Here is a 22,933-nt window from a genome sequence, read left to right on the forward strand (position 1 = left end):
ACGTCCTCGCTTTTACGTGTTGGATAGTGCGCGCATCAGGTCGACCAGCCCGGCGCCCTGGAAGAACTCGTGGCGCCCCAGATCGACGGCCGACTTCAGGAAGATCTCCTTGACCTCCTGCGGTTTACCCGCGAACTCCGTGCGGGCCGACAAGAAGGCAGCGATCGCACCCGAGACGTGCGCGGCGGCCATCGAGGTCCCGCTGTCCTCGATGTAGTTGGCGGCTCCTTCGGTGCCGTCGTCCTTCAACAGATCAATGCCCTCGGCCATGAGACCGGTTGCCGCAGAGGTGATCCGCTCGCCCGGCGCCACCAGGTCGGGTTTGCGTCGGCCGTCGAGAGTCGGCCCCTTGGAGGAGTCGAAGGTGACACCGCTGGTGTGTGGCCGGTATCGGTGGACCGAACCGACGGTGATGGCGGTGGCGGCATTGCCGGGGTCGGTGATGGTGGACAGCTGCCCGTACACGTCGGCCGTCGTTCCGAGAATCGCAGCACCCACACCGGCCGCGGCGGTGCCGGCACCCAGGTTCCCCGCGCTCACGACGCACACCACGCCGGAGCCGGTAAGCAGATCGAGTTCACGACACAGTGGACTTTGACCTGCCGCGTAATCCCTTGGCATCCAGCCGCATCCCAGTGACAGATTCACGCCGTGAATCTGTAGGTCATTGCCGTAGCTGTTGATCTCACGCACGTAGTTGAGGGCATCGATGAGCACGCTCGACAGCGTCTTGCCGTCGTCGTCGAGGACCTTGAGGCTCACCAGGTTGGCGTGCGGCGCCACCCCGGACAGCCGCGATCCCTGTGCCAGCATCCGCGGAACCCATTCCGGAAGTCCCTCGGCCGTCGGCTGGGTGGAGGCGATCCGGATGAGTTTCGGGTCGGTGGGTGATTCGCCCGCGATGATGCCGGCCACATGGGTGCCGTGTCCGTACACGTCGACGAGGGGGCCCTTCGAGGCTTCCGGAGTAAGCGTGAAGTCCTTGTGCAGGGGACTCACGGAGTCTGCGGTGAGGGTGCCGTTGGCAGCGAAATGCGGGTGCTCGGCATCGATTCCCGAATCCAGCACCGCCCATACGACGCCGGTGCCCCCGGAGCCATAGGTACGGATCGCCGCGTCTGCCTTGATCGTCGTGAGCGAGCGGTCCAGATGTGCCTCGACCACCAGGTCGGGCCACACCCGCCGGATCAGCTGCAGTGCTTGTTGGGCGCTTTTGGCGCTCGAGGACTTGGCGCCCCCTCGGACCAGACGCTGGATCTCGTCGGGGGTGAGCATGCACCGCACATAGTGGCGGCCGACGGGCGTTGGCGCGGGTGGCTCGTCGCGCAGCACCCGGTGGAACATGTGCAGGAATTGATCCCGCACATCGTCGGGGTCGACACCAGCACCGACGAGAAGCTCGATCAGCACCATCCTGCGGTCGTCATTGTCGGTGACCAATGCCTTGGCCTCGCCCGGCAGCGCCGTCTGCGGATCGGCGAGCACCATCGGGCTGATGACAGAGGGCCGCTTGGGGCCGCGCGGCACCGGGCTAGTCACCGCACACCAGGCATGAATCCAGTGGGGATCATCTGACGATTGTGGACCCAATGGCCCTGGCCGGTCATGAGTATTCGACTACTCGGTCGGCCCGTTGGCCCACGCGGGCGTCCACGGTGCAAAGGGGTTGGCGACACCGGTCAGCGCGGGCTGCAGGGACGGGAAGTGCCGGAGCAGGACCGAGCGCATCGAGTTATCCCTGACCCACGCAATGCCTTCCGGGGTGTAGATCTCGGGCCGGAAATCGGTTGTAAAGAATCTGTCGCTCTCCAGCCGTCGGGACGCCATCAGCACGAAGATCCGGAAAGCTGTGTCGCTGAACCCAAATCCTTTCGGTTTGGGCTCTGCGTACAGCCCGATCATCAGGTCTACCCGCTCCACGTCGCCATAGATCGCCGCGAGTTCCCGGGCGACCACCGGGTCGTCGGTGAGTTCGGTGAAGGAAGACACCGGCCGCAGCCGCAACATCCGCCGGAACTGGTTGTAACGGGGCACACCCCGTTCACGGACCCGAAGCACGTCGATGGCGGCGAGGTCCAGAATCGACCCGTCCGGTCGCTCCAGACGCTGCAGATGGCGCGGGAAGTTATGCAGGGTCAGTGCGCCCGGATTGGCACGACCGAACGAATAGATGATGTTCTCTATCGAGGTCTCACTGAACCGGGTCCGGACATGTTGGACGGCGAGATCGGGCAACTCCTGCTCGGCGATTACGGAGTCGTCGGATGCCGATCGGAGCACGAAATGATCGGGGATGAGCGGGTGCATCCGGTACACCGCGACAAATTCCTCGGTCAGTGAATAGGGCACGTCATGCAGACTCGTCGGTGAGCCCGGAATGCCGCGCAGCAGAGCATTATGGGGCTGACGGCGGAACAGCTTGCTCAAGCGCTCACCGAGAACGCCGGACCAGTTCGTGTGCATCGCGAACACCGTGGAGGGGTGCCCAATGATCGCGGGGGTCCAGTCGATCGTATGGATTTTCGCCATGAGTGCGGTGTTGACCAGGCGGGCCTTGTCGTACAGCTCTTGATCCGACATTCCCGGGTGGCTGGCGGCCAGCTGCGCGCAGATCGCATTGTGCTCCCGCATGAACAGCGAATGCAGGACGGCCAGACCAACCCAGAAGTTGGCGGTTGTCTCTGATGCGCTGGCCAGCTCTTCGACATCGGCCGGCGGCAGACCGAGCTTGTCCAGCCGCAGTGTGCCTCCGGTCCCGGAGCGCAGCGCGTCGGCGATGGCCCGGGTGCCACCGTAAACCTGCGATCCGTCCCACCAATGGGTGTCCTGGGTGACGAATGTCGGGGGACCTGACGCGTCGGGACAGGGATCGGGCGCGGTGCGGCGTATCTGCATCGGGCGCTGCGGCCACGGATCGTCCTCATCGAGTGGCAAGGCCCAGGGCTCGGACTCGGCGGTGTTATGACTGAACCAGTCGTGCACCTCGAACTGGATCCACGCCGCCGCCAGCACGTTCAGCGTTGTCGCCGGAATGAACTGGTCACGGGTCAGCAGTCTGCGGCTGATCAGCCGGGGATTCGGGTCCAGGAGTTGCCCGGGAGGTTCCGGGAAGGTCTGTGCCAGTGGTGCGTTGCGTCCGAATCGGCTTCCCGCCGAACCCATGAGCGGGTGATCGAGATTGTTGTAGGTGCCATCCATTGTTCGGGCGGTGCGGTAGCCGGTATTCTCCGGCGGCGGTGATCCGCCCGGTGCCCGTCCCGTGTCGAACAGATTGTCTGCCCGTAATGCGTTGCGTAGCCCGATGAGTACTGCGATACCGAACGCCGGCGGCAGTCTGGACCATCCGACCGACCGATCGATTCGTGTCGCGAGCCACGACGCCAGAATGGCGGCCGAAGTGGCGGGTCTGTCCTTTTTCGGCATACCGATAATGCTGACAAATCCAGTGGCCTGGAACGTGAGTATTGAACTACTCGATCCCAGGAAATTCGGATTTGCGAGAGCGCCGGGAATACCTCGTCATTTCACCTGCATCGATCCCGGTCGCGGCGCAGGATTGAGTAGTCGTGTACTCGTGCGCCCCCCGCCGGCCTTGACGACACTGACCAAGTCACCGTGTCCGACGGATATCGACAGTCTCGGACCACTATTACGGGAGGACTGGACCGCAATGGGCACAACGGAGCGACCACTCGACGCGACGCATACCTACCTTCGGTACGACGAGGACATGAATGTGGCTCCGCCGGGCGAGGAGGAGGCCATCGACAAGATCATCAAGGTATTGCACACGAACAACGAACGGGCCTTCCGGAAGTATCGGCATGCCGTCCGCGATGCACACGCGAAGAGTCACGGCATCTTGCGCGGCGAGCTGACGGTCTACCCGGACTTACCGCCGCACCTACGCCAGGGCATGTTCGCGACTCCCGGTAGATACCCGGTCATCTCAAGGTTGTCTACGACCTCCGGCCTGCTGCGCAGCGACCGGATCCGGGGCGTGCGGGGCCTGGGTATCAAGGTCCTGGGTGTCGACGGTGCGCGTACTCTCCCGGATGACGAGGCCACCACCCAGGATTTCGTCCTGGTCACCCATCGCGAGTTCCTCTTCGCGGGTGCAAAGGCATATCTTCGGCGGGGAATGCCGACTGCATGGTTGCTAGCGCGCCTGCCGGACACCGCGCTCAGGCTCGGTAGCAACCTTCTCGGTGGCGTGGCGAAATTTCTTCCACGCGTGGGACTCTCACTACCGGAATCGGTGGCCGTGTTTGTGCGTCCCAACACGCACATCCTTGGCGACACCTTCTATTCCTCGGCGCCGCTACGGTACGGAGAGTATGTGGCCAAGCTCAGCTACGTACCCCTGTCACCGTCGGTGCGGGAGCTTGAGGGGGTGCTGCTGCCGGAGCCCATTGTCGACGACGAGCTCCGTCACTTGGTCGCAGAGTTCTTCCGGCACAACAGCGCTGAGTATGAGCTGAGGGCGCAGCTATGCACCGATGCCAAGACCATGCCGCTCGAGGATGCCACCGTCGCGTGGCCGGAGGCGGACTCGCCGCACCGGGGAATCGCCAAAATCGTCTTCCCCGTGCAAGATTCATATAGTGCCGAGCGGCAGGTATTTGGCGACGACGTGCTGTCCTTCAACTCCTGGCGTGCCCTGGCCGCGCATCGGCCGCTGGGATCGATCAATCGGCTGAAACTTCGAGTTTACGAGGCATCCAGCAACTTTCGGCATGAGAAGAACGGGGTGTCGCGGATGGAGCCGGCCGGGGTCGAGGATCTGCCGGACTGAGATGGTTGCGATGACACCTACGATCACCAAACCCGCCGCGCAGGAGAAGTTGTCCGGCGGACTGGCCCACGCAAACCGGTATCGCGATCTAGACTCTCTTTCCATGTCGGGGAGCTGGCAGTTGCTCGACCGCCCAACCGAATTCGAGGCTGTCCGCACAACGCTGACGGACAATCTGTCGTGTGGGGTGGTGTTGGTCGGCTCCGCCGGGGTCGGCAAGACAACCCTCGCGCGTACGGTCACCGACTCATTGGGATGCCAGGTTCGCTGGGTGGCATGCACCGAGTCGTCGCGGAGCATTCCACTGGGTGTGTTCGCCCATTGGATACAGACCACTGGGTCGCGTGATCCGGCCGCGCTTATTGCCGCGGCGCGGGAATCCATTGTCGCAACGCCACATCCGATCATCGGAATCGACGACGCTCATCTGCTGGACGACCTCTCCGCGACATTGCTGCATCAGATCGCCGTCGGCCATGCGTGCCGGCTGGTTGCCACTGTGCGTAGCGGCGAGCCCGTTCCGGACGCGGTCACCGCATTGTGGAAAGACGACTACCTGCGGCGGTTCGAGCTCGAGGCGTTCACGAAGGAGCAGAGCGTCGCCCTCGTCGAGTCGGTGCTCGGCGGAGCGCTCGAAGGCCTCAGCGCTGACGTGATGTGGGAGTCATCCGGTGGCAATCCGCTGTTCCTTCGGCATCTGGTGGAAGGGGCTGTCGAGGCCGGATCCCTCACCGCTGTCCACGGGGTGTGGCAGCTGCGCGGCCACACGGTTGTTCCGTCGGGATTGGCCGCACTCCTCGGAGATCGCCTCGAACAGCTGGACGGCGACGTGCTCAATGTGCTGAAACTGCTGTCCTTGTGTGAACCGCTCGATCTCGACACGTTGTGTGAGATCGCCGGGGGCGACGCCCTGGACGGGGCGGAGATCACCGGCTTTGTCCGTGTCGAGGCCGACGGCCGACGGATCAATGTGCGGTTCAGCCATCCGATGTTGGGCGAGGTGGTCCGGCGCAGAGTGGGAACCGCATCGGCGCGACGGCTGCGAGGTCAGCTCGTGCGCGCGCTCCGGGAGCGCGATATCGACTCGGCCGCCAAGCGCATCCGGCTGGCGCAGCTCTCGGTCGACAGCGACGAGGCCACCGACCCCGCTCTCTTGGTCTCCGCGGCGAAGGACGCGGTGTACCTGTCCAACCTGCCAGTTGGGGAGCACCTGGCGCGGTGCGCGGTGGAACGTGACGGCGGACTGCGTGCCGCCGAGGTGCTCTCCCGGGCTCTGCTGTGGCAGGGCCGGCCCGAGGAAGCCGAGCAGGCGCTCGCCGAGTTTGATCCGGACGAGCTCGACGAGCTTTCGCTGGTTCTCTGGGGCCTTCCACTCGTGTCTATCGCGTTCTGGTCGATGGGCGATGTCCAGCGTGCGCACGGGCTGATGGCTCTGCTCCGTGAACGGGTACAGCATCCCGCCCTGAAACTGGTCGTCGATGCGACGGGGGCGGCGTTGGCCGTGCACGAGAATAAGTTCGATGAGGGGCTGGCCGCCGCGACCCTGGTGCTGTCGGACCCGGAGGCTCCCCGGCAGGCAGTGGAATTCGCGGCATTCGGTATCGGGCTGGCGCTGCCCGTCGCCGGACGCGGTGACGAGTTTGAGCCGATCGCGGCGAGGTGCCGCGCTCAGAAACGGTCCACCGACGGCATGATCGCGGTGATGGTGCGCTACTGCGACGTGCTGGCGCTCGTCTACACCGGTCAGCTCCGGCTGGCCGACCGTCGTGTTGCTGAATACACCGAATTCTCCTCGGCCGGACAGTTTCTCGCATGGGCGATAGCGCGCATTATGGCCGGGCTGGTCGCGGTGCACCGCGGCGCCTTCCCTACGGCGATATCTTCGATCGAGCAGGCTCTGGCAGCGCTCAATGCCGAGAGGCCGCTGCCGTGGCAGCTGCCGGCGCGGCTTCTGCTCGCCCGTGCCTACGCGGCACTCGGGAAGGTCGAAGATGCCGAGCGCGTGTTGACCGAGTCGGGGGAACACTCGGGGCAGTTCGTCGCGTTGCACGACCCCCAGCTGTTGATCGCGAAATCATGGCTCGCCGCCGCGCGCGGTGCGGATCGGTCGGCGGTAGACGCCGCCCGGCGTGCGGCCGATGCGGCACACACGGCCGGTCAATACGCGGTGGAGGCGGAGGCCTTGCACCACGCGGCACGGTTCGGTGACCGGACCGTGGGGCGCCGCCTCGAATCACTGATACCGCGGGTTCATGGCCCGTTGGTGGGGCTGTACGCCCGGCATGCGGTCGCGGTCGGCACATCGGACGCCGCGGCACTGGACGCGGTGAGTGGCGAGTTCGAGAACGCCGGCCTGCTGCTCTCGGCGGCGGATGCCGCGGCACAAGCGGTGGCGCTGCGCGGCCGCGATGGGGATAGAAGCAAGTGCGCCGAGTCTGCCGCGCGCGCACTGCGGATCGCAGGCCAATGCGGTGGCGCGGCCACACCGGCGATCCGGGCCGCCGCCCGACCACTGCCGGTCACGGCACGTGAGCGTGAAATCGCGGCGCTCATCGGGGAGGGACTGTGCAACCGCGAGATTGCCGAGCGTCTCACGCTGTCGGTGCGGACCATCGAAGGTCACATCTACCGTGCGTGCATCAAACTCGATGTCGCAGATCGTGATCAGCTTGCCAAGATTGTGTGGAGCGATCTGGCCAACCCTCAGGAATAGACGTACGGCGCGCGATCGGCTGCGCGTCAATCTTCCGTGGTGCCTTCTGATGCTGGTCGCTGAAGAACGGTGCGCTCATGCACCAAGTAGCCGGATGCCACGGAGAAGAGGACCGTGATGGCCGATCCGACGTCTCCGGGTATCTCGATATTGAACTTGCCGAGGACGAAGACCAGGACAACCGAGATCGCACCGGCGGTGCCGCTGGCCGCGACCTTGGTCGTGGGTGCGTGTGACGGCTGCCGGACTGCCTGTCGTTCAAGCATTGTCATGATCGGCCCCTTTGGGTGATAGGTCTTCTCGAACCGTAGGTCCGGCGGGCGGACGCCCACACGAGTAGCGGGCTACTTCGTTCGTTGGGGGCGATGACGTGCCGTCTTTGGGATCGGGCCGGGCTCGCGCTTACCGCCGTCAATGCAGGTAGTGGACCACTCGTTCGAAATCGCACGGCTCTGCCGACTATTGCTGATAGCCGAGCTAGTGCGTCTGTATCCCGTTGGGCGTCTGCGGCTTCCCATCATGTACGTCACGAAAGGACGGACCTAGAAATGACTAACAGCGACTCGCAGATTTACACCGGAAGGCACGTGGTGGTACTCGCTCCGGCGAAGGCACACGGAAATCATGCCAACACCCTTGCCGGCGTCGCGGGCTTTTCGAATATCGCCCACAGCAGTGATTTTCAGAATCAGGCAATGGACATCAGCGCTGTCGTCGACGCCGACGCGACAGTGTTCGACGAGCTGGGGTTGGCGGTTGTCGACTCCGACGCCGAACAGACCGCGGCACTTCAGGCCGCCGCCGAGGCAGGCGACGTGGTGCTGTCCGTGGAACCGGAGCTGATCCATCATGCGCTGACGGTCACGTCTCCCGAGTACCTCAGCGGATATCAGCATGGTGTCTCCGACCTCTTCGCCCGCCTGCAGGCCGACACCGCGATGTCGGCCGCCGCTGAGCTCGCCGCTGCCTTTGCGGATACCGACGCGTCGACGTGGGGTCTGCAGGCAACGAGGACGGACACGAGTTCAAAGACCGGCCGCGGTGTTCGGGTGGCGGTGTTGGACACCGGTTTCGACCCCGCACATCCGGACTTCAAGAAGCGTCACGTGACCATGCAATCGTTTATCGACGGAGAAACCGCCGATGATGGGCACGGACACGGCACGCACTGCATCGGGACCTCCTGCGGGCCGCGTTCCCCTCGCGGAAGCCGCCGTTACGGGGCGGGCACGGAGGCCGAGATCTTTGTGGGCAAGGTGTTGAGCAACGCCGGGTCGGGCGCCGATGGCGGCATTCTCGCCGGTATCAACTGGGCAGTGGCCAACAACTGCGCCGTTATCTCGATGTCATTGGGAGCCAATGTTGACAAGACATCTCTTGCCTACGAGACGGTGGGACAGCGAGCACTCGATCGCGGATCGCTGATCATCGCCGCGGCGGGAAACAACGCGAACCGACGGGTCGGAAACTACGGCTTTGTCGGAGTGCCCGCGAATAGCCGGTCGATCATGGCCATCGCCGCGCTGGATTCGTCGTTGAACCCGGGCTGGTTCTCGGCGCGCTCGAGCACCAAGACGAAGGCCGCCGGCCGTATCGACCTTGCCGGACCGGGTGTCGATGTCTACTCGTCGTGGCCGATGCCTAAGCGCTACAACACGATCAGCGGCACCAGCATGGCCACGCCCCATGTGTCGGGTATCGCGGCACTGTGGTGCGAGGCCACCGGTCTCACCGGCAGGCAGTTGTGGGCGGTGCTGTTGCAGCACGCGGCGCCGCTCAACGTTCCGGCCGTCGACGTCGGCTCCGGGCTTGTGCAGGCCCCACAGTGACGGGACAGCGGGTCACCGTGACGATCGACGAGTGTGATTTCGACGGCACAGTGGCCGCGTTGCGGGCCGCCGGCATGGCGGGTATGCAGGTACACCGCGAGATCGGTGTGGTGTCCGGCGATATCGCGAATGCCGCTGCACTGGTGGATATTCCCGGAGTAATGGTCGTGGAGCCGGAGGGGCGAACGCATATCGCGCCACCCAACGCGGATATCCAATAGCGGCACGAGAGGGAAAGGGGGCTGTGCGGCGCCGCACAGCCCCCTTCGTGGTCGGCACTAACCGGCTAGCCTGCGCGCATGCAGAGCCCCGATGCCGCCACGGGTGACACGGTGGATTGCTGCCCGGCGCTGACTGCCAATCGACACCGTAATGGGGCCGGGGCCGACGGGCTGCGGGCGAACCTCGATGGATTCCAGGTAGGTGGCCGCAACACCGGGGAGTGCCCGCAGATGCTCGGCGAGTCGATCGAATTCGGGGCCGGCGGGTGCGGTGACGACGAAGATGGATCGAAGCTCGGGTGGCACGCCCGCCGCGTTGGCGTGAAGGGGCGCAACGGTGCGCCCGGCGACCCGGACAGACTCGAAAATCGTTGTAGCGGAATTTATTCCACCCGGATGCTCACGGAGGTCGTGAGCAGGACCGGCCTCTACCAGGATGAGCAGGTTGACGTCCGGCGAGACGCTGTGTGGGGCAGTTCGCGTAATCATTTCTGCTCCTCCCGGCAAGGGCCGTGCGGTTCGGTTTCGTTGTGTCAAAGCGATACACAGAATCCTGACCTGACGCGATCTCGATGACGCGAGTAGCGAGGTACCCCAAAACGGGGCGTGGTGCGTGCAGTGGGCCGTAGGGCGCGGTGCCCTCCCGGTAAAGGCAGCGCGCTGGGTGCCGCGCCGCACGCAAGTACGAGAGTGCAGAAGTCGTAGCGCTGCTTACCTGCATGCACCGCACGTTCATCCATATCGACGCGGTCAACCGCCGTGTTGCCGATGAGTTCGATCGCCCGCTCGCCGTACCAAGATTGAGGATGCAAGAAGATGTCATCGGTCCGCAGCTGCAGATACTGCTTGCTCAGCGGCGGGCGTTCATAGGGGGCGTCGGTGTCTGCGGTCAGTATCAGCACCGATATGTGCGCGTCATGCTCGCGGAATGATTCTGCTGCCGCGACGCCTGCCGGGCCACTGCCCACGATGATGATTAGGCCTGGTTCACTCATGGCTCTCGGATACCCGCATTGGCGTCTCTCACACGGGTGATACGCGACCGAAAGCGGATGGGTCTGCCCCCCGGTGGAGCGGTTTTGGATCCGCCGACGTCACCGGGTACCCTCGTGAGGGCTTTATGCCCCCTTAGCTCAGTCGGTAGAGCGTTTCCATGGTAAGGAAAAGGTCAACGGTTCGATTCCGTTAGGGGGCTCGGTGGGCACCGGGAGAGTTGGGCAGTGGGATGTTGAGCTCGATCGGAACGCCGTCATGGCGGTGTAGCTCAGCTGGTTAGAGCGCACGACTCATAATCGTGAGGTCGGGAGATCGAGCCTCCCCACCGCTACCACCCGTACATAGTCAACGAACGAAAGAGGGCAACTGCAGTGGCCTCCAGCACAGACGTCCGGCCCAAGGTCACCTTGGCTTGTGAGACGTGCAAGCACCGTAATTACATCACCAAGAAAAACCGGCGCAACGATCCTGACCGGCTGGAACTGAAGAAGTTCTGCCCGAACTGCGGATCGCACCAGCCCCACAAAGAGTCGCGCTGATCGCGCTTCTCTTTGGCCTTCCCGTGTCGTCTGAACGTGACACGAATAGGCAAGCCTTACTTGGTATCGGTCAACATCAGTAGGTAGGTTCCGCCCCGTGGCTTTATCGCAAGATCTCGTCGGAACGCACTACCGATACCCCGACCACTACGTGGTCGAGCGGGAGAAGATTCGCGAGCACGCCGAAGCTGTGAAGAGCGATCACCCCGCCCATCACGAAGAGGCCAGTGCTGCTTCTCTCGGCTACGGCTCGCTGGTCGCAACGCCGACCTTCCTCTGCATCTTCGGGTACACCGCTCAGGCAGCTTTCTTCGAGAACGCAAATATCGGGATCAAGGACGAGAAGATCGTCCAGGTTGACCAGGAACTCAAACTCCTGCGCCCGATCACGGCCGGCGACAAGCTGTATTGCGATGTGTACCTCGACTCAATCCGACGCTCGTTCGGTGCCGACATCATCGTCACCAAGAGCCTCATCACCAATGACAAGGGTGAGCTGGTGCAGGAGCTGATCACGACTCTTGCCGGGCGCACTGCAGAAGACGGAGAAGAAGGCGGGTTCAACTGATGGCACTGCGTGAGTTCAGTTCGGTCAACGTGGGAGACCAGCTGCCGGAGAAGATGATTCCGCTGACACGGCAGGATCTTGTGAACTACGCCGGAGTCTCCGGCGACCTCAACCCGATCCACTGGGACGACGAGACCGCCAAGCTGGTGGGGCTTGAGGACGGCGCCATCGCGCACGGCATGCTGACCATGGGCCTCGGCGGCGGCTACGTCACTGAGTGGATCGGCGACCCGGCAGCGGTTACCGAGTACAACGTGCGCTTCACCAGTTTCGTCACCGTCCCCAACGACGGTGTCGGCGCGGAGATCGTCTTCAACGGTCGCGTGAAGTCGGTCGATCAGGACACCAAGTCGGTGACCATCGCGCTGACCGCCACCACCAACGGCAAGAAGATCTTCGGCCGCGCTATCGCGACTGCGACGCTGGCGTAGTCGTGGCGCTCCAACTCGACGTCGTCGGAATGACGCACAAGTACTCCCAGACCTATGTGGTGGGCCGGGAGAAGATTCGCGAGTTCGCGAAGTCGGTCAAAGCCGTAGACCCGGCGAGCCACGACCCCAAGGCGGCAGCCGAACTCGGACATGGGGGTCTCATCGCACCCCTGGCCTTCCCGGCCGTCATGGCGCTACTGGTGCAGAAGGAGTTTTTCCGCACCTATGACGTCGGCATGGAAACCATGCAGATCGTGCATTCCGAGCAGCGGTTCGTGTACCACAAGCCCATCACCGAAGGCGACGAGCTGTCCTGCGACTTTCAGGTGGACTCCCATAAGGAGGCTTTCGGCGTGGACATCGTGACCACCCGCAACGTCGTCCGCAACCAGAACGACGAGCTGGTCATGGAGGCGTTCACGACCCTGATGGGTCGCGACTCAGAGCGGATGGCCGACATCAAGCTCATCTGAGCGTGCCGCCGTCTTCGCCAGGCCGAGGCAATTTCAGTCTGGGGATAGCGTCGGGGTACACTCGAGATTCGGGGTTTTCCCACCACAACGCGCCTGTCGGGTACTCGGGAGGCGCGTGTGTTGTGTGAGGCCCCGGCCAACCGGGTTGGCATGCCAGCCATAGGGGTGTAGCTCAACTGGCAGAGCAGCGGTCTCCAAAACCGCAGGTTGCAGGTTCAAGTCCTGTCACCCCTGCAACATCCTGGGGTACGTACTAGGGAACGACGAGATCACTCGCCGAAAGGTAAGAGAGGTACGGAAGGGCATGAGCGACGAGCTAGACGAGTCCGGAGTCGACAGCGACCGGGCCGTCACCTCGACCAAGCCGCTTCGTCCGACGGGTAAGCGGACCCGCCGTGCTGACGCCTCGATCGCGGCTACGGAGCTCACCGATTCAGGTGCCTCCGAGACCGGTGAGGTGAAGAAGAAGGCTAAGAAGCCGGCCGCCAAGAAGGACAAGACGGGGCCGTCGCGCAATCCGCTCGTCCAGCTGTGGGTATTCCTCAAGCAGGTGGTTGCCGAGCTGCGCAAGGTCATCTGGCCGAACCGCAAGCAGATGGTCAGTTACACCTCGGTGGTGCTGGTCTTCCTGGTGTTCATGGTGACCCTGATCGGTGTGATCGACCTGGGCCTGGCCCGGCTGGTCATGCTGGTGTTCGGGTAGTAGAGAGACGAGAGAGGACGAACGGTGACGACCTTCGACGGCGACGCTACGAGCGAGCCAGAAGACACCGCGGATACCGCTGTATCGGTTGACGTGGTGGATGAGAGCACCGAGACCGAGGAGACGGCGCAAGAGCCGACCGCGGATGTGCCGGCCGCCGAGGCTGAGACCGACGAGGATGCCGACCCGGCCGTCACGTTGAAGGCTCAGCTGCGTCGTGAGCCGGGCGAGTGGTACGTCGTTCACTCGTACGCCGGATACGAGAACAAGGTCAAGGCGAACCTGCAGACCCGTGTCCAGAACCTGGATGTCGGCGATTACATCTTCCAGATCGAGGTGCCCACCGAAGAGGTGACCGAGATCAAGAACGGCCAGCGCAAGCAGGTCAACCGCAAGGTGCTGCCCGGTTACATTCTGGTCCGGATGGAACTGAACGACGAGTCGTGGGGCGCGGTCCGCAACACCCCCGGTGTCACTGGATTTGTCGGCGCGACCTCACGTCCGTCGCCGCTGTCCCTCGACGACGTGGTGAAGTTCCTGCTGCCGCAGACTCCGGCCAAGAAGCCCGCCAAGGGTTCGGCGGCTGAGACCGCAGCCGCGGCGGCCGAGACCGGTGGTCTGGAGCGTCCGCTCATCGAGGTCGACTTCGAGGTCGGTGAGTCGGTCACCGTCACCGATGGTCCGTTCGCGACGCTGCCGGCCAGTATCAGCGAGGTCAACGCCGAACAGCAGCGCCTCAAGGTGCTGGTGTCCATCTTCGGCCGCGAAACCCCTGTCGAGCTCAACTTCACCCAGGTGGAGAAGCTCTAACAAGACTTCGGACCGCGTCACGGTCCGCGGAACCTCCGGTCGAATAACGGCCGGAACACGGAAGGAAAGTAAGGAAACACCCAATGGCCCCGAAGAAAAAGGTCGTCGGGCTGATCAAGCTGCAGATCAAGGCCGGCGAAGCCAACCCCGCGCCTCCGGTCGGTCCCGCGCTCGGTCAGCATGGCGTCAACATCATGGAGTTCTGCAAGGCGTACAACGCCGCGACGGAGTCGCAGCGCGGCAACGTCATCCCCGTGGAGATCAGCGTCTACGAGGACCGCAGCTTCACCTTCGCTCTGAAGACCCCGCCCGCCGCCAAGCTGCTGTTGAAGGCCGCCGGTGTGCCCAAGGGTTCCGGTGAGCCGCACAAGACCAAGGTCGCCAAGGTGACCTGGGATCAGGTGCGCGAGATCGCCGAGACGAAGAAGGAAGACCTCAACGCCAATGACATCGACGCCGCCGCCAAGATCATTGCCGGCACCGCGCGCTCGATGGGCATCACGGTCGAGTAGCACGCACAGCGCCGAGTAACACCGAACACCCAGTGGTAAGGCCCGCTTCGGCCTGCACGACCACGAACCAACGATTGATTGGATACCCATGAGCAAGAACAGCAAGGCATATCGCGAGGCCGCCGAGAAGGTGGACCGCGAGAAGCTGTACACCCCTCTCGAGGCCGCAAAGCTGGCCAAGGAGACGGCGTCCAAGAAGTACGACGCCACTGTCGAGGTCGCGATGCGCCTCGGCGTCGACCCCCGCAAGGCTGACCAGATGGTCCGCGGCACCGTGAACCTTCCGCACGGTACCGGTAAGACCGCTCGCGTCATCGTCTTCGCGGTGGGCGACAAGGCGGAAGCGGCCGCGGCCGCCGGTGCCGATGTTGTCGGTAGCGACGACCTGATCGAGAAGATCCAGGGCGGCTGGCTGGAGTTCGACGCGGCCATTGCCACCCCGGATCAGATGGCGAAGGTCGGTCGTATCGCCCGTGTCCTGGGACCGCGTGGTCTGATGCCGAACCCCAAGACCGGCACCGTGACCCCCGATGTCGCCAAGGCCGTCACCGACATCAAGGGCGGCAAGATCAACTTCCGCGTCGACAAGCACTCCAACCTTCACCTGATCATCGGCAAGGCCTCGTTCGATGCCGAGAAGCTGACGGAGAACTACGGTGCCGTGCTGGACGAGATCCTGCGTGCCAAGCCGTCGTCGGCGAAGGGCCGCTACCTGAAGAAGGTTGTCGTCACCACCACGACGGGCCCGGGCATCCAGGTTGACCCGAGCGTGACCCGGAACTTCCTCGAGGTTCAGTAGCCTCCCGCGCACATTTTCTGCACAGGCCCCCGTTTCCCCTTCATATCGAGGGGGAAACGGGGGTTTTGTCGTGAGTAGGGACCAAAGACCGTAGCGGCCCAGATCCTTCCCGCCCTACCGTTGAAGAATGGGGTACCGGGAAGGAATGTCATGATGGCGCGCTCTGTCCCACTGCAGGGCAGCGTGACCGCCGGAGCGCTGGTCCAGGCGTCGGCACTGATCGATAGCACGCTGCTCGCGTCTGGCGGTTCGCAGCGCACCCCGGACATCGTGTCGGCCCGTCATCTGCTGGATGCGATATCGCATAGCGACAAGAACATCGGTGATCAACACGTGGTTGGGCTGTAGCGATGCCGGTGCTGGATTCCGTCGCGGATGCCACACTGGGTGTGGCAAGCGGAAGGGTTACGGACATGATCACAGTGTTTCTTGTCGATGATCACGAGGTGGTGCGCCGCGGTCTGGCGGATCTGCTTGAAGAGGAAGAGGACTTCTCGGTGATCGGTCAGGCGTCCTCGGTGGCCGAGGCGATGGCGCGTATCCCCGCACTACAACCGGACATCGCGGTGCTGGACATTCGGCTTCCCGACGGTAACGGAGTGGAGCTGTGCCGCGAATTGCGGTCCAGGTTGCCGAATCTCAACTGTTTGATGCTTACCTCGTTCACCGATGAACACGCCATGCTCGACGCGATCATGGCGGGTGCCGGCGGATACGTCATTAAGGACATCAAGGGAATGGAGCTGATCTCCGCGGTCCGCACCGTCGGGGCAGGACGCTCGCTGCTGGACAATCGGGCCGCTGCCGCGTTGATGAACAAGTTACGCGCGGCGGCCGACAACCCGTCGCCGCTGGCGGGGCTCACCGCCCAGGAGCGGACGCTGCTGGAACTGATCGGGGAGGGGCTCACCAACCGTCAGATCGCGGAACGAATGTTCTTGGCGGAGAAGACTGTCAAGAACTACGTCTCGCGTCTGCTCACCAAACTGGACCTCGAACGCCGGACACAGGTTGCCGTGCTCGCCACCAAACTCTCGCGCGAGAATCACGGACCGCAGGGCTGACGGGGTTCGTGGTCAGTCCGGGTCAGGGTGTGCGAGAGTTGATTTGTGGTCGAGGACGTTGGTGCGCAACCCAATCGGATGACGGCGGAGCTGGCCCATTTGCAACTGCATGAATTGCTCGCGGAGGTGCAGGGCAGGATCGAGCAGATTGTCGATGGCACGCGGGGGCGTATGGATGCCCTCCTCGACGCCGTCATGGCTGTCAGCTCGGGGCTGGAACTGGACGCGACCTTGCGGGAAATCGTCTGTGCGGCATCGGAGCTCGTCAGTGCCCGGTATGGCGCACTCGGTGTGGTGGGATCGGACGAGAAGCTGGCGGAGTTTGTCTACGAGGGTATCGACGAGGCAACCCGCGAGCGGATTGGCGCGCTGCCCACGGGCCACGGTGTGCTTGATGTCGTGATCGACGAAGCCAAGCCGCTGCGGCTGCGGGATATCGCGGCGCACCCGGCCTCGGTCGGCTTCCCCACGAATCACCCGCCCATGCGGACCTTCCTGGGTGTACCCGTGCAGGTGCGCGGTGAGGTATTTGGACGGCTGTATCTCACCGAGAAGCTTGATGGACAGGAGTTTACCGAGGACGACGAGGTGGTGGTGCGTGCGCTGGCGGGGGCGGCCGGTATCGCGATCGAGAACGCCCGCCTCTATCAGCATGCCCGGCGTCGTGAGCAATGGCAGCGTGCCACTGCGGATATCACCGCTGAGCTGCTCGGTGGGGTGGACCCGGGCAAGGCACTGCATCTGGTGGCTTCCAGTGCGGCACTGCTCGCGGAGGCAGATTTTGCGTTCATCGCGCTGCCCGTCAGTGACGAGGAGGATACCGCCGAACTGGTGGTGTCGGTCTGCGAAGGCGAGGGCTCAGAAGTACTGTGCGAGAAGGTGATACCTGTCGACGGGTCAACCTCCGGGAGCACTTTTGTCGATCATGAGCCGCGGAACGTGGGCCGGCTCGAGGTCAACCTAGCCGACGGCACGGACTTGGCGTTCGGGCCCGCCCTGGTACTTCCGCTCGGCGGAGGGGGGTCGACGGCGGGTGTGTTGATCCTGCTGCGCACGGTGGGATCGGTGGCCTTCGACGAAGAGCAGCTCGATATGGCGGCCTCCTTCGCGGGGCAGGCGGCGCTGGCGCTGGAACAGGCCGAAGTCCGTCTGGCCAAACATGAACTGGATGTGCTGGCCGATCGTGATCGCATCGCCCGTGACCTGCACGACCACGTCATCCAGCGGCTGTTCGCCGTCGGCCTGGCGATGCAGGGCACTCATCGCCGGTCCGTGGATCCGATGGTGGCGGCTCGCCTCGCCGACCACATCGATCAGCTGCACGACGTGATCCAAGAGATCCGGACCGCGATCTTCGATCTGCACACCAATGACGAATCTTTGCGTGCCACATTGCGTTCCACCATCAACGAGCTCACGGCCGATACTGGGCTGCGGGTATCTGTGCGCATGAGCGGGCCATTGGATGTGATACCCGCCAGCACGTCCGGTGATGCCGAGGCCGTGGTGCGTGAAGCCGTGAGCAATGTGGTCAGGCACGCCCGCGCCCGGGAGTTGTCGGTGACGGTGGCTGTGGACGACGAGTTGGTTATCGACGTGGTGGACGATGGCATCGGGATGCCGGAAGTGGTCGCGCGCAGCGGCCTGAGCGGGCTGGCGAACCGGGCCGCGGAGTCGGGGGGCACGTTCAGTGTGTCGGCGATGGACACCGGCGGCACTCGGCTGGTGTGGTCGGCACCGCTGCCTTAGCCGCCGCATTCGGTGATGCGGCGCTGCAGAAACTCGCGTCCCGGATCGGATCCGTTGGTGGCCAAGGCCGTTCGGTACCACGCGGCGGCCTCAACGTGTCGGCCGGCACGTCGAAGCAGATCGGCGCGGACGGTAGCCGCCAGATTCGATCGAGCTAGACGTGGATCGTGGGCCACCTTCTCCAGCGCCGCCAGTCCCGCATCGGGGGTGTCGCGCAGGCCGATCGCCAACGCCCGATTCACTAGCACCACAGGCGAATGCGTCATGGTCGCGAGCCGGTCGTAGGCCCGGCAGATGGCGTGCCAATCGGTCTCCTCCCAGGTTGGGGCCGTGGCATGCAGCGCGGCGATCACCGCCTGCGGCAGATAAGGGCCGGTCGAGCCCGCAGCTTCTCGCAACTGACTCAGCCCGCGGGCAACGCGATCGCGATCCCACCGGGCACGGTCCTGCTCGTCTAGGGGTACCAGTGCGCCGTCGCGATCCATGCGCACCCGGCGCCGCGAATCATGCAGCAGCACAAGCGCAGCCAGCGCGTTGGCTTCCCGCTCCTGTGGCATGAGCTTGCACAGCTCACCGGCCAGGCGCACGCCCTCATCGCACAACTCGTCGCGAATGGCCGACGGTCCGCCCGTCGACCAGTAGCCCTCGGTGAACACCGAATAGATGCAGCTGAGCACGTGCGGAGTGCGTTCGGGCAATAGCTCGGTGGGCGGTACCCGTAACGGAATGTTGGCCGTACGAATCTTGGCCTTGGCGCGGGTGATCCGCTGACCTATAGCGGCCTCGCTGTGCAGCAGCGCCCGGGAGATCTCGGCCACCGTCAGGCCCGATACCAGCCGCAGCGTGAGGGCCAGCTGCGACACTCTTTCCAGGGCGGGATGGGCACAGGTGAACATCATCCGTAGTTCGTCGTCCGGCACGGAGTGAGGATCGGAGACGTCGGTGCGGGCGGTGATGTCGTCGAGCACGGCGGCCAATTCCTTTCCCGGACGCAGTGTCTCGCGCCGTAGCCGATCACGCGCCCGATTCCGTGCGGCCGTCAACAACCACCCGCCCGGATTATCGGGCAGGCCGTCGCGCGGCCAGGTGCGCACAGCGTCGGTGCACGCCTCCTGGACGGCGTCCTCGGCGACAGTGAGGTCTCCTGACCACCGTGCGATGGCAGCGACCGTTGGCCCCCACTCCCGCCGGAAGACGCCGTCCAGATTGGTCATCGTGGATGAGACGTGTGTGCGAAGACCATGTGGTTCGCCTAGAAACCCGAGACACCGGTGAGCTGCCGCAGTTGCACCGCGGATGCCGGCAGCTGAGCGGCGAGCTCGATGGCTTGGTCGCGGCCATCGGTGGCGAGCACGTAAAAACCATTCGCGATCTCGGTTCCCTCAACGTACGGGCCGTCAGTGAGAACGGTCTCTCCGTCGCGCACCCGGACCGTGGTGGCCGTGGACGGGGGATGCAACGGTCCCGCGATCTTGATATGCCCACTTGCCTTCTCGCCGAACATCCCGTGCTTGGCCGCCACCGCTTGCCATTCGGGGCTGCCCGGCACATATGCGCGATCTCCGGGCTCCAGCAGGAGTGCGAGCCAACTCGTGGACCCCTGCCCCCCGAATTCTTGGGAGCAGTCGACCAGCGGCCACACTTCGACCGCGCCGCGCTTGGTCTCCGGGATATCCCGTGCCAAGGCAAGGGCGTCATCGAGGTTGTCCGCCTCCAATACGTAGTAGCCGTTCGCCACCTCGGCGCCTTCGGCGAACGGACCGTCCGTGATGACAGGGGCATCGGGTCCGCCGGTGATACGCACGCTGTCGGCTTCGGGATACAGCGCGTCGCCTGCGCGGATCGCCGACGCCGCCTTGGCTTGAAAGTTCAAGTAATCCGTCAGTTCTTGAGCGGCCTCATCGGGTGTGCGTTCCTGCTGGGGACCAATGAGTAGCGCGAGATAATGCATGGTGGAGCCCTCCGTCGGTATCAATGAGCGGAACTCTGCGATCCACTCTCTACTTGTCTGACGAACCGCGCACCACTGATCAGACACTTTCGGTATTACTGGGTGAAGACCTGCTCGGGCGGGGGTGGTGTCTGCAGCAGTGCGGGAAGTACAAAGGTCCGGACATAACGGCGTACCTGATCGGGGTCGTCGCAGCCCGGTATGGAACCCGACAGCAGGCTCATAACCACCGACAGCACATAACGCGAGGCGTCGCCGGCGCTGAGCCCCTCGCGTAGCGGCGCCAGACCGCTGCTGAACATTGACTCGTACAGTCCCGTGAGCATCTGTGACAGCCCGGGTGAGCCGAATATCAGGCTGGCGGCGGTGCTATGGGTGCCATCCGGGTCCGCGAGTGCGCGGAGCAAGGGGTCCTGTGTGGTCTCGGTCGCGACGATGACCATGGACTCGACCACCATCTCGGACCAGTCCCCAAGCGCCATCAGCCGGGGGGCCATCTCCGCGATGTTCGTTGTCGCCCTGCGCACGATGAGCGCGTCCAGTACCTCGTCCCGGTTGTTGAAGTAGCGATACACGACCCCGCGGCTGTACCCGGCCTCACGGGCGACGGCGCCCATGCTGAGTGCTATGACGCCAACGCGGGCCAGCACTCGCTCAGTCGCGTCGAGCAAGTGCGATTGCACCTCTGTGGAGGTCTTGCCGTCTTTGATGGGCCGACCGCGGCCACGTCCCGCCTCGGCAGCTCCCGTGTGGTCCGTCACCGTGTATCTCAATCCCTGTAATTACTAGACAAATATATCGTGCTGTTCTATAAATAGTGCGAGCTGGTCGTCCGTGGTTCTTCCGGACTGGCCTCACTGGTTCGCGGTGGTGGGATGTGCGGTTTGAGGGGTTCGCACTGACAAACTATGGCGGCCAGTCCAGTCGGCACACTATCCAGGCCGGCGTACAAAGGAACTCATGGCGCGAAGTGATGGAGACAGCTGGGAGATCACGGAGAGTGTCGGCACCACGGCGTTGGGGGTGGCCAGCGCCCGAGATGCGGAAACGCGTAGCGAGAACCCGCTGATCAGTGATCCGTACGCCGGTCTCTTTCTCGAGGCTGCCGGTGACGGAGTGTGGAGCATGTACCGCTTCGACGGTGAACCGCCCGCCGCGCTGCTAGCGGCCGAGCCCCGATTAGCCGAGCGCATTGCCGCCATGCGGTCCTATGTCGCGTGCCGCACCAAGTTCTTTGACGACTTCTTCCGCGAAGCGTCCGGGGCCGGTGTTCGACAGTCGGTGATCCTGGCGGCCGGTCTCGACGCGCGCGCGTGGCGACTCGACTGGCCCGCCGATGCGGTGCTGTTCGAGCTGGACCTTCCCACGGTTCTCGCCTTCAAGGCCGACACCCTGGATGCGCAGGCCGCGACGGCGCGCGTTCGCCAAGTCCCGGTTGCGGTGGACCTGCGCGACGATTGGCCCGCCGCGTTGGCGGCCGGCGGGTTTGATGCCGGCGAGCCGGTGGCCTGGATCGCCGAGGGCCTGCTGCCGTATCTGCCGCCCGCGGCCCAGAACTTGCTGTTCGAGCGGATTGATTCACTCAGTGTGCCGGGCAGTCGTGTCGCCGTGGAGAACTTCGGTGAAGGCTTCTTTGATCCGGAAATACTTGCCCGGCAAAGAGAACGGGGGCAGGTGTTCCGGCGTGCCGCCGAGAGTGTCCAAGATCAGGACATTCCCGATGTGGCGGAGCTGTGGTATCTGGAGGAACGTACTGACGCGGGCGAGTTCCTGGCCGGCCGCGGATGGCAGGTGACCAAAGAGACCACGACCGCCCTGTTGGCGCGTCACGGTCGGGGTATCCCCGCCGATCTGCCCGACGCGACCCCGAACTCCGCATTCCTGATCGCGGAGAAGACCGGCTAGGCGAAGACGGTCAGGGCGCCGTGAACCACGTCGATATCGATCGGCAGTGGTGCCACCGGATCCCCATCGGCGTACGCGGTGATGTTGTCGGCGGACAGTCGGACTCGCCGCGTCCGGAAGGTGCTCACCTCGGGCAGGTCGACATGGGTGCCCTTGTAGACGGTGGGGGAGAGCCGTAGCAGGCGCAGCCGCCCACCGGCCGCCACCACCGTCACGTCCAGTAGCCCATCGTCCAGAATGGCGTTGGGACAGATGCGCATTCCGCCGCCGTATGAGGTGCCGTTTCCGACCGCGACCAGGGTGACATCGGTCTCGATCACCTGATCGTCCAATTCGATGCGAAACGGCAGCGGCCGCAGCTTGGCGGCCTCCATTGCCATCGCGATGTCATAACGGCGTCGGCCGCGGGGCCGGCTCATCCGATTGGCGCGATCGTTGACCAACGAGTCGAATCCCGATGCCACCACGGTGGCGAACCACGTTGTGTGTCCGTTGTATTGCACACGCCCGCAGTCGATCACCCGGGTATTGCCGGTCGCGATCACGTCGGCGGCGGCCACCGGATCACCCAGCGGGATGTCCAGCATGCGGGCGCAGTCGTTTCCGGTACCGATCGGGATCACGCCGAGCGCCACCGGGGTGGATGCGACCGCCTGTAGCGCGATGCTCACCAGACCGTCCCCGCCCGCGGCGATGATTCCGCGGGCGCCCGTGCGGGCGGCTTCCTGTGCGAGGGCATGCGATTCCGATGCCGACGACGCCGCGTGATGTGTCACCGTCAGTCCGCGCGCACGCAGATGCGCGATGGCGGCGTCGGCTGCTTGTGCTGCGCCGTGGCCCGCGGCCGGGTTCGTCAGGACGGTGAGATGGGTCAT

Annotated in this window: 24 protein-coding genes, 3 tRNA genes and 1 pseudogene; 19 read left to right on the plus strand and 9 right to left on the minus strand. The window is 64.3% G+C overall.

All coding sequences use genetic code 11. The features are described 5' to 3' along the window. Nucleotides 1-12: 12 nt before the first annotated feature. A complete protein-coding gene (locus B4383_RS02655; protein ID WP_078288577.1) occupies nucleotides 13-1,539 on the minus strand; it encodes a S8 family peptidase in 1,527 nt (508 codons plus the stop codon). A 78-nt stretch (nucleotides 1,540-1,617) separates the two neighbouring features. Then, nucleotides 1,618-3,423, minus strand: coding sequence for a peroxidase family protein (locus tag B4383_RS02660; protein WP_078288575.1), 1,806 nt, complete (start codon nucleotides 3,421-3,423; stop codon nucleotides 1,618-1,620). Between the two features lie 247 nt (nucleotides 3,424-3,670). Between B4383_RS02660 and B4383_RS02665 the strand changes: the two genes are divergently transcribed. Together B4383_RS02665 and B4383_RS02670 are read left to right on the plus strand one after the other, a co-directional pair. Beyond that, complete coding sequence (locus tag B4383_RS02665; protein ID WP_078288573.1) at nucleotides 3,671-4,795, plus strand: catalase family protein; 1,125 nt, start codon at nucleotides 3,671-3,673, stop codon at nucleotides 4,793-4,795. Nucleotides 4,796-4,898: 103 nt separating this feature from the next. After that, complete coding sequence (locus tag B4383_RS02670; protein ID WP_078288775.1) at nucleotides 4,899-7,508, plus strand: LuxR family transcriptional regulator; 2,610 nt, start codon at nucleotides 4,899-4,901, stop codon at nucleotides 7,506-7,508. 26 nt (nucleotides 7,509-7,534) lie between these two features. Here the strand turns inward: B4383_RS02670 and B4383_RS02675 are convergent, their stop codons facing one another. Further along, nucleotides 7,535-7,780, minus strand: coding sequence for a hypothetical protein (locus tag B4383_RS02675; RefSeq protein WP_139360498.1), 246 nt, complete (start codon nucleotides 7,778-7,780; stop codon nucleotides 7,535-7,537). Nucleotides 7,781-8,056: 276 nt separating this feature from the next. On the opposite strand from B4383_RS02675, the gene B4383_RS02680 reads away from it, so the two are divergent. Together B4383_RS02680 and B4383_RS02685 are read left to right on the plus strand one after the other, a co-directional pair. After that, entirely contained in the window at nucleotides 8,057-9,337 is a 1,281-nt protein-coding gene (locus B4383_RS02680) for a S8 family serine peptidase (protein ID WP_078288568.1), read from the plus strand. Next, nucleotides 9,334-9,558 carry a hypothetical protein gene (locus tag B4383_RS02685; protein ID WP_078288566.1) on the plus strand — a complete coding sequence of 75 codons (225 nt, stop codon included), beginning with the start codon at nucleotides 9,334-9,336 and terminating at the stop codon, nucleotides 9,556-9,558. Before B4383_RS02680 ends, B4383_RS02685 begins: the two co-directional genes overlap by 4 nt. A gap of 189 nt (nucleotides 9,559-9,747) precedes the next feature. Here the strand turns inward: B4383_RS02685 and B4383_RS02690 are convergent. Further along, nucleotides 9,748-10,047: pseudogene (locus B4383_RS02690) on the minus strand (hypothetical protein); the annotation flags it as partial. 44 nt (nucleotides 10,048-10,091) lie between these two features. Next, nucleotides 10,092-10,553, minus strand: a complete 462-nt coding sequence (locus B4383_RS02695) for an FAD-dependent oxidoreductase (RefSeq protein ID WP_078288564.1) — start codon at nucleotides 10,551-10,553, stop codon at nucleotides 10,092-10,094. 127 nt (nucleotides 10,554-10,680) lie between these two features. Here B4383_RS02695 and B4383_RS02700 point away from each other — a divergent pair. The 14 genes from B4383_RS02700 to B4383_RS02765 all read left to right on the plus strand — a co-directional run bounded on the left by B4383_RS02700 (nucleotide 10,681) and on the right by B4383_RS02765 (nucleotide 18,202). After that, nucleotides 10,681-10,753 (plus strand) — tRNA-Thr (locus tag B4383_RS02700). Between the two features lie 58 nt (nucleotides 10,754-10,811). Continuing rightward, nucleotides 10,812-10,888 (plus strand) — tRNA-Met (locus tag B4383_RS02705). Between the two features lie 37 nt (nucleotides 10,889-10,925). Further along, a complete protein-coding gene (rpmG, locus tag B4383_RS02710; RefSeq protein ID WP_030096611.1) occupies nucleotides 10,926-11,093 on the plus strand; it encodes a 50S ribosomal protein L33 in 168 nt (55 codons plus the stop codon). A 97-nt stretch (nucleotides 11,094-11,190) separates the two neighbouring features. Continuing rightward, a complete protein-coding gene (gene hadA / locus B4383_RS02715) occupies nucleotides 11,191-11,661 on the plus strand; it encodes a (3R)-hydroxyacyl-ACP dehydratase subunit HadA (protein ID WP_078288562.1) in 471 nt (156 codons plus the stop codon). Next, a complete protein-coding gene (hadB, locus tag B4383_RS02720) occupies nucleotides 11,661-12,092 on the plus strand; it encodes a (3R)-hydroxyacyl-ACP dehydratase subunit HadB (protein ID WP_078288560.1) in 432 nt (143 codons plus the stop codon). Before hadA ends, hadB begins: the two co-directional genes overlap by 1 nt. Before the next feature lie 2 nt (nucleotides 12,093-12,094). Further along, nucleotides 12,095-12,565 carry a MaoC family dehydratase N-terminal domain-containing protein gene (locus B4383_RS02725; protein WP_078288558.1) on the plus strand — a complete coding sequence of 157 codons (471 nt, stop codon included), beginning with the start codon at nucleotides 12,095-12,097 and terminating at the stop codon, nucleotides 12,563-12,565. A 161-nt stretch (nucleotides 12,566-12,726) separates the two neighbouring features. Continuing rightward, a tRNA-Trp gene (locus tag B4383_RS02730) sits at nucleotides 12,727-12,799 on the plus strand. 70 nt (nucleotides 12,800-12,869) lie between these two features. Next, complete coding sequence (secE, locus tag B4383_RS02735) at nucleotides 12,870-13,268, plus strand: preprotein translocase subunit SecE (protein ID WP_078288555.1); 399 nt, start codon at nucleotides 12,870-12,872, stop codon at nucleotides 13,266-13,268. Between the two features lie 147 nt (nucleotides 13,269-13,415). Beyond that, nucleotides 13,416-14,078: a transcription termination/antitermination protein NusG gene (nusG, locus tag B4383_RS02740; protein ID WP_286141942.1), complete on the plus strand. Its 663-nt coding sequence runs from the start codon at nucleotides 13,416-13,418 to the stop codon at nucleotides 14,076-14,078. An 83-nt stretch (nucleotides 14,079-14,161) separates the two neighbouring features. Then, entirely contained in the window at nucleotides 14,162-14,590 is a 429-nt protein-coding gene (gene rplK / locus B4383_RS02745; RefSeq protein ID WP_070909331.1) for a 50S ribosomal protein L11, read from the plus strand. Nucleotides 14,591-14,678: 88 nt separating this feature from the next. Further along, nucleotides 14,679-15,389 carry a 50S ribosomal protein L1 gene (rplA, locus tag B4383_RS02750; RefSeq protein WP_078288548.1) on the plus strand — a complete coding sequence of 237 codons (711 nt, stop codon included), beginning with the start codon at nucleotides 14,679-14,681 and terminating at the stop codon, nucleotides 15,387-15,389. Between the two features lie 153 nt (nucleotides 15,390-15,542). Then, entirely contained in the window at nucleotides 15,543-15,737 is a 195-nt protein-coding gene (locus B4383_RS02755; protein ID WP_139360499.1) for a hypothetical protein, read from the plus strand. Between the two features lie 65 nt (nucleotides 15,738-15,802). Next, nucleotides 15,803-16,453, plus strand: coding sequence for a response regulator transcription factor (locus B4383_RS02760; protein WP_078288772.1), 651 nt, complete (start codon nucleotides 15,803-15,805; stop codon nucleotides 16,451-16,453). Between the two features lie 45 nt (nucleotides 16,454-16,498). Next, nucleotides 16,499-18,202, plus strand: coding sequence for a GAF domain-containing sensor histidine kinase (locus tag B4383_RS02765; RefSeq protein WP_078288539.1), 1,704 nt, complete (start codon nucleotides 16,499-16,501; stop codon nucleotides 18,200-18,202). Here the strand turns inward: B4383_RS02765 and B4383_RS02770 are convergent. From B4383_RS02770 to B4383_RS02780, 3 genes are all read right to left on the minus strand, one after another. Then, entirely contained in the window at nucleotides 18,199-19,416 is a 1,218-nt protein-coding gene (locus tag B4383_RS02770; RefSeq protein ID WP_078288537.1) for a DUF6596 domain-containing protein, read from the minus strand. The genes B4383_RS02765 and B4383_RS02770 overlap by 4 nt on opposite strands. Before the next feature lie 38 nt (nucleotides 19,417-19,454). Then, nucleotides 19,455-20,153, minus strand: coding sequence for a YciI family protein (locus B4383_RS02775; RefSeq protein ID WP_078288534.1), 699 nt, complete (start codon nucleotides 20,151-20,153; stop codon nucleotides 19,455-19,457). 95 nt (nucleotides 20,154-20,248) lie between these two features. Continuing rightward, the gene (locus B4383_RS02780) at nucleotides 20,249-20,914 is read right to left on the minus strand and encodes a TetR/AcrR family transcriptional regulator (RefSeq protein WP_078288532.1); all 666 of its coding nucleotides are present in this window, start codon (nucleotides 20,912-20,914) and stop codon (nucleotides 20,249-20,251) included. Between the two features lie 199 nt (nucleotides 20,915-21,113). Between B4383_RS02780 and B4383_RS02785 the strand changes: the two genes are divergently transcribed. Further along, on the plus strand, nucleotides 21,114-22,058 hold the full coding sequence (locus B4383_RS02785; protein ID WP_078288529.1) for an SAM-dependent methyltransferase: 945 nt from the start codon (nucleotides 21,114-21,116) through the stop codon (nucleotides 22,056-22,058). Here B4383_RS02785 and B4383_RS02790 read toward each other — a convergent pair. Beyond that, a complete protein-coding gene (locus B4383_RS02790) occupies nucleotides 22,055-22,933 on the minus strand; it encodes a diacylglycerol kinase (RefSeq protein ID WP_078288527.1) in 879 nt (292 codons plus the stop codon). The two genes, B4383_RS02785 and B4383_RS02790, sit on opposite strands and share 4 nt — an antisense overlap.

This window comes from Mycobacterium sp. D16R24 (assembly GCF_002013385.1).
Taxonomy (GTDB): Bacteria; Actinomycetota; Actinomycetes; order Mycobacteriales; family Mycobacteriaceae; genus Mycobacterium.